Annotated in this window: 7 protein-coding genes and 1 pseudogene; 7 read left to right on the forward strand and 1 reads right to left on the reverse strand. The window is 73.6% G+C overall.

The annotated features are described in order from the left end of the window. The 3 genes from CCN51_RS17080 to CCN51_RS17090 all read left to right on the forward strand — a co-directional run. A partial coding sequence (locus CCN51_RS17080) for an alpha/beta fold hydrolase (RefSeq protein WP_143675820.1) occupies nt 1-487 on the forward strand: 487 nt, incomplete at its 5' end. Nucleotides 488-592: 105 nt separating this feature from the next. Continuing rightward, nucleotides 593-1,120, forward strand: a complete 528-nt coding sequence (tsaE, locus tag CCN51_RS17085; RefSeq protein ID WP_014178818.1) for a tRNA (adenosine(37)-N6)-threonylcarbamoyltransferase complex ATPase subunit type 1 TsaE — start codon at nt 593-595, stop codon at nt 1,118-1,120. 209 nt (nt 1,121-1,329) lie between these two features. Then, nucleotides 1,330-1,566, forward strand: a complete 237-nt coding sequence (locus tag CCN51_RS17090; protein WP_014178819.1) for a hypothetical protein — start codon at nt 1,330-1,332, stop codon at nt 1,564-1,566. Between the two features lie 26 nt (nt 1,567-1,592). Here CCN51_RS17090 and CCN51_RS17095 read toward each other — a convergent pair whose 3' ends face one another. Beyond that, nucleotides 1,593-2,168 carry a L,D-transpeptidase gene (locus CCN51_RS17095; protein ID WP_106436418.1) on the reverse strand — a complete coding sequence of 192 codons (576 nt, stop codon included), beginning with the start codon at nt 2,166-2,168 and terminating at the stop codon, nt 1,593-1,595. Between the two features lie 242 nt (nt 2,169-2,410). On the opposite strand from CCN51_RS17095, the gene tsaB reads away from it, so the two are divergent. The 4 genes and pseudogenes from tsaB to CCN51_RS17115 all read left to right on the forward strand — a co-directional run. After that, a complete protein-coding gene (tsaB, locus tag CCN51_RS17100; RefSeq protein WP_014178821.1) occupies nt 2,411-3,079 on the forward strand; it encodes a tRNA (adenosine(37)-N6)-threonylcarbamoyltransferase complex dimerization subunit type 1 TsaB in 669 nt (222 codons plus the stop codon). Nucleotides 3,080-3,114: 35 nt separating this feature from the next. Beyond that, on the forward strand, nt 3,115-3,615 hold the full coding sequence (gene rimI, locus CCN51_RS17105; protein ID WP_043491216.1) for a ribosomal protein S18-alanine N-acetyltransferase: 501 nt from the start codon (nt 3,115-3,117) through the stop codon (nt 3,613-3,615). Continuing rightward, nucleotides 3,608-4,738, forward strand: a complete 1,131-nt coding sequence (tsaD, locus tag CCN51_RS17110) for a tRNA (adenosine(37)-N6)-threonylcarbamoyltransferase complex transferase subunit TsaD (RefSeq protein ID WP_014178823.1) — start codon at nt 3,608-3,610, stop codon at nt 4,736-4,738. The genes rimI and tsaD overlap by 8 nt, the downstream gene beginning before the upstream one ends. Continuing rightward, nucleotides 4,735-4,923, forward strand: a pseudogene (locus tag CCN51_RS17115) (hypothetical protein); the annotation flags it as partial. The gene tsaD and the pseudogene CCN51_RS17115, both read left to right, overlap by 4 nt.

The raw sequence follows: 4,923 nt of genomic DNA on the forward strand, positions 1-4,923 counted from the left end.
CCTGCTGAAGGCGCTGGGCTGGCAGGCGGAGCTGGTCGAACGGGGGCGGCGGGCCACGGCCGATCTGTTCGCGGGCGTGATCAAGCGCTATTCGTTCGGGTCCAAGGACGTGGACCCGGGGGTCGCGCGGTTCGCGGAGCGGCTGATCGAGGCGACGCCGATCGATGTGGTCGCGGAGTTCTACCCGGCCTTCGTCGAGCACGACAAGGCGGAGGCGCTGCCGGTCTTCGACGAGCTGCCGGTGCTGGTGCTGGCGGGCGACAAGGACCTCATCACCCCGATGGAGCACAGCGAGGCCATCGCGGAGGTGCTGCCCGGCGCGAGTCTGGTGATCGTCGAGGAGGGCGGGCACCTCGTGATGCTGGAGCACCCCGAAGAGGTGAACGGACATCTGATCGACCTGCTGGCGAAGGCGGTCGGCACGGACACCCCGCGGGCCGCGTCCGGCGGGGGCGGGAACGGCCGACGGCGCTCGGCGCGCGGATAGCCGCCCCCGGCGTCCGGGCAGCCGCCCCGTGCCCGGGCAGCCCGCCCCGTGCCCTTGTAGGCGACTTCGGTCAGGGCCCGGGTCCGAGCCGTAACATCGGCCGGTATGGACAACCCGCACGCCGACGACCCGTACGCCGCTGCCCCGCGCATCACCGTCACCTCCCCCGAGCAGATGCGGGACCTGGGGCGCAGGCTCGCCAAACTGCTGCGCCCAGGCGATCTGGTGCTGCTCACCGGCGAGTTGGGCGCGGGCAAGACGACGCTGACGCGCGGTCTGGGGGAAGGGCTCGGGGTGCGCGGGGCGGTCACCTCGCCGACGTTCGTGATCGCGCGCGTCCACCCGCCGCTGGGCGACGGCCCGCCACTGGTGCATGTGGACGCCTACCGGCTGGGCGGCGGCCTGGACGACATGGAGGACCTGGACCTCGATGTATCGCTGCCGGACTCGGTGATCGCGGTGGAGTGGGGCGAGGGGAAGGTCGAGGGGCTTTCGGACGACCGGCTGCACGTCGTCATCGAGCGGGCGGTCGGGGACGACGCCGCGGCCGCGCCCGAGGACGTACGGGGTGTGGTGGTGACCGGGGTCGGGCCGCGCTGGGCCGGTGAGGACCTGGCGTCGCTGGCGGGCTGAGGTCCGCGGGCCGGGCTGGGGTTCGAGCCGGGCTGAGGTCCGGGCCGGGCCGAGGGCCGGGTGGCGACAAGTTTCCGACAGGCCGTCGGCAAAATGTTGCGCGAGGGGCATCCCCCGTGGTCACATGGGAAGGGAGGGCAGGTTAGGTGTGCCTAAGTTGGCCGCCTGCTGTGCCTGCTCGACCGCCCGAGGACCCTCAGGAGGCATCCATGCCGTCCCAAGAGCCCGCTGCCGAGGCGGGCCGGCGCGATGACCGGCCCCCGACGATGAGGGAGCTGCTGGCGGCCTGCGCGGCGGCGAACGCGGTGTCCACTCCGCCGGAGTCCACTTCGCCGAGCGCGGCGTCCGCGGCGCCGCGCGAGGAGCCGGCCGGACCCGGGTCAGGGGAGTCCGCGGAGGACTCCGCATGCGAGGGGGAGGACGAGCGGCGGCGCGACGCGGCGTAGCCCTTTTGGGTACGGGGTGCGATGGGTCAGGCGATGACGACGACCTTCGTACCGGCCTGTGTGAACTCCCACATCGCCGTGGCGTCCGCGCGGCTCTCCCGGATGCCGCCCGTCTTCTTCGCCGCGCTCGAGTCGGGGGCGGAGCCGTCGACCGCCGCGCTGAAGCCGAAGACGACTCCGTCTTCCGTGTCGAAGACGACGACGTGTTCGATCTGTACCCCGTCCGAGCCGATGGTGCTCGGCACCCGAGAGGTGACCTCGTACGTCCCCGGGCTCGGGCTCGCCGTGCTGGGGGAGACCTCGAAGGTGCGGGTCGGCTGCTCATTGGCGCCCACCAGCCACACCCGCCGGTCCTCCAGCGCGTACACCACGCGCAGCCCGGTGCCGGAGTCGCCCGGCAGGGCGGTGGACTTCTTCCCGCCGTCCTTGTCCTTGCCCTTGTCCTTGGGCTTGGACTTTGAGTCGCCCGCCTGTGAGTCGTGCACGGAGTGGGCGGGGCGGGGCGGAGCGGTGGCCGCGGCCTGGTAGGCGAGGACGCCGACGCCGCCGAGTGCGGCGGCGGTGAGCGCTGCCACGACGGTCCCGGTGCTGCTCCTTGGCACGGCTTGCCACCCTCTCCTCAGGTCCGGATCTCCCTGTCGCCGCGGGCCGGGGCGCGAGGACCGCGGCGGCCGTGAGGACAGGGGGCAAGCCGACCGTAGCACCGGCGCGCGGGTGCGCAGTGTCGTGCGCGCTCCGGCTCGTTCCCGCAGGCTTCGCCCGGGAGGTGCGCCCTCCGCCCACGCCACGGTCGCGCGCTCCGGTCCGTGCTCCCGCTCCCACGGGGCCGCCGTAGGCTGTCCTCGTGCTGTTGCTCGCGCTTGACACCGCTACCCCTGCCGTCACCGTCGCCCTGCACGACGGCACCGCCGTCCTCGCCGAATCGCGTCAGACCGACGCGCGGCGCCACGGCGAGCTGCTGCTGCCCGCTGTCGACCGGGTGCTCGCCGAGGCGGGTGCCGCGCTCGGCGAGGTGACCGATCTGGTCGTGGGCGTCGGGCCCGGGCCGTACACCGGGCTGCGGGTGGGCCTGGTGACGGCGGCCACCTTCGGGGCGGCCCTCGACATCCCCGTGCACGGGCTGTGCACGCTCGACGGGATCGCGTACGCCGCCGGGCAGGCCGGCCTCACCGGTCCCTTCGTCGTGGCCACGGACGCGCGGCGCAAGGAGGTCTACTGGGCGCGGTACGAGGACGCCCGCACCCGCGTGACCGAGCCCGCCGTCGACCGGCCCGCGGACCTCGGGGAGCGGGTCGCCGGGCTGCCGGCCGTCGGCGCGGGCGCCCTGCTCTACCCGGACGCCTTCGGGGACGTACCGGCCGGAATGCCCGAGCACCAGTCGGCGGGGGCGCTGGCGGCGCTGGCCGCCGAGCAGCTCGCGCGCGGTGCGGAGCTGCTGCCCAACCGGCCGCTGTATCTGCGCCGGCCCGACGCCCAGGTGCCCGCCAACTACAAGGTGGTCACGCCCCGGTGACCCCCGGCACGCCCCAGATCCCGGTGGTGCGCGAGATGCGCTGGTGGGACATCGAGCCCGTGCTCCGGCTCGAAGTGGAGCTCTTCCCCGACGACGCCTGGTCGCCCGGTATGTTCTGGTCCGAGCTCGCCCATGCCCGCGGCCCGGCCGCCACCCGCCACTACGTGGTCGCCGAGGCGGGCGGCCGGCTGGTCGGCTATGCCGGGCTCGCCGTCGTCGACCGCACCGGGGACGTGCAGACCATTGCCGCCGCCCGCGACCACTGGGGCACCGGGCTCGGCGCCCGGCTGCTGACGGACCTCATCACGGCCGCCACCGCCTTCGAATGCCGCGAGGTGCTTCTGGAGGTACGCATCGACAATCTGCGCGCGCAGCGCCTCTACGAGCGCTTCGGATTCGAGCCCATCGGCATCCGTAAGGGCTACTACCAGCCCGGCAACGTCGACGCGCTCGTGATGCGCCTGACCGATCCGGCTTCCGTATCGCTGTCCTCCGTACCAGCAGGCTCCGTACAAGGAACGAAGACCCATGGCTGACGAACCGCTCGTACTCGGCATCGAGACCTCCTGCGACGAGACCGGCGTCGGCATCGTCCGCGGCCACACCCTCCTCGCCGACGCCGTCGCCTCCAGCGTCGACGAGCACGCCCGCTTCGGCGGCGTGGTCCCCGAGGTCGCCAGCCGGGCGCATCTGGAGGCGATGGTCCCCACCATCCAGCGCGCCCTGAAGGAGGCCGGGGTCGCCCCCTCCGACCTGGACGGCATCGCGGTCACCGCCGGGCCCGGGCTCGCGGGCGCGCTGCTGGTCGGCGTGTCGGCCGCCAAGGCGTACGCGTACGCGCTGGGCAAGCCGCTCTACGGGGTCAACCACCTCGCCTCGCACATCTGCGTGGACCAGCTGGAACACGGCCCGCTGCCCGAGCCGACGATGGCCCTGCTGGTGAGCGGCGGGCACTCCTCGCTGCTCCTCGCGCCCGACATCACCTCCGACGTCCGCCCGCTCGGCTCGACGATCGACGACGCGGCGGGCGAGGCGTTCGACAAGATCGCCCGCGTGCTGAACCTCGGCTTCCCGGGCGGCCCGGTCATCGACCGCATCGCGCGCGAGGGCGACCCGGACGCGATCGCCTTCCCGCGCGGCCTGACCGGTCCGCGCGACGCCGCGTACGACTTCTCCTTCTCCGGCCTCAAGACCGCCGTGGCCCGCTGGATCGAGGCGAAGCGGGCGGCGGGCGAGGACGTGCCGGTCGCCGATGTCTCGGCCTCCTTCCAGGAGGCGGTCGTGGATGTGCTGACCCGCAAGGCCGTACGCGCCTGCCGGGACGAGGGCGTCGACCACTTGATGATCGGCGGCGGTGTGGCCGCCAACTCCCGGCTGCGCGCGATGGCCGAGCGCCGCTGCGAGGACGCGGGCATCACGCTGCGCGTGCCCAGGCCCAAGTTGTGCACGGACAACGGCGCGATGGTCGCGGCGCTGGGCGCCGAGATGGTGGCGCGCGGGCGGGCCGTGTCGTCCTGGGGCCTGTCGGCGGACTCCTCGCTGCCGGTGACCGATCCGCATGTCCCGGCCCCCGCCGGACACGACGACGACCACGATCACGAACACGTACATGACCACGATCACGTGCACGAGCTGAGCCGGAAGAACCTCTACGCATGACCGTCGCCCTGATGTGGGAGGCGCGGGCCGTCGACGGCGGCGGCGAGCGGCTGCTGTCCTGGGCCCGCCGCCAGGAGCTCGACCCCGCGCCGCTGCGCCGTGAGACCTTCCGCGCCCCCGTGGACCGTGTACTGGTCATCACCTGGTGGGACGCGCCGTACGACGCCGAGCTGCCCGAGCTGCCC

Origin of the sequence: Streptomyces milbemycinicus (assembly GCF_002154605.1) — a bacterium.
GTDB lineage: Bacteria > Actinomycetota > Actinomycetes > Streptomycetales > Streptomycetaceae > Streptomyces > Streptomyces milbemycinicus.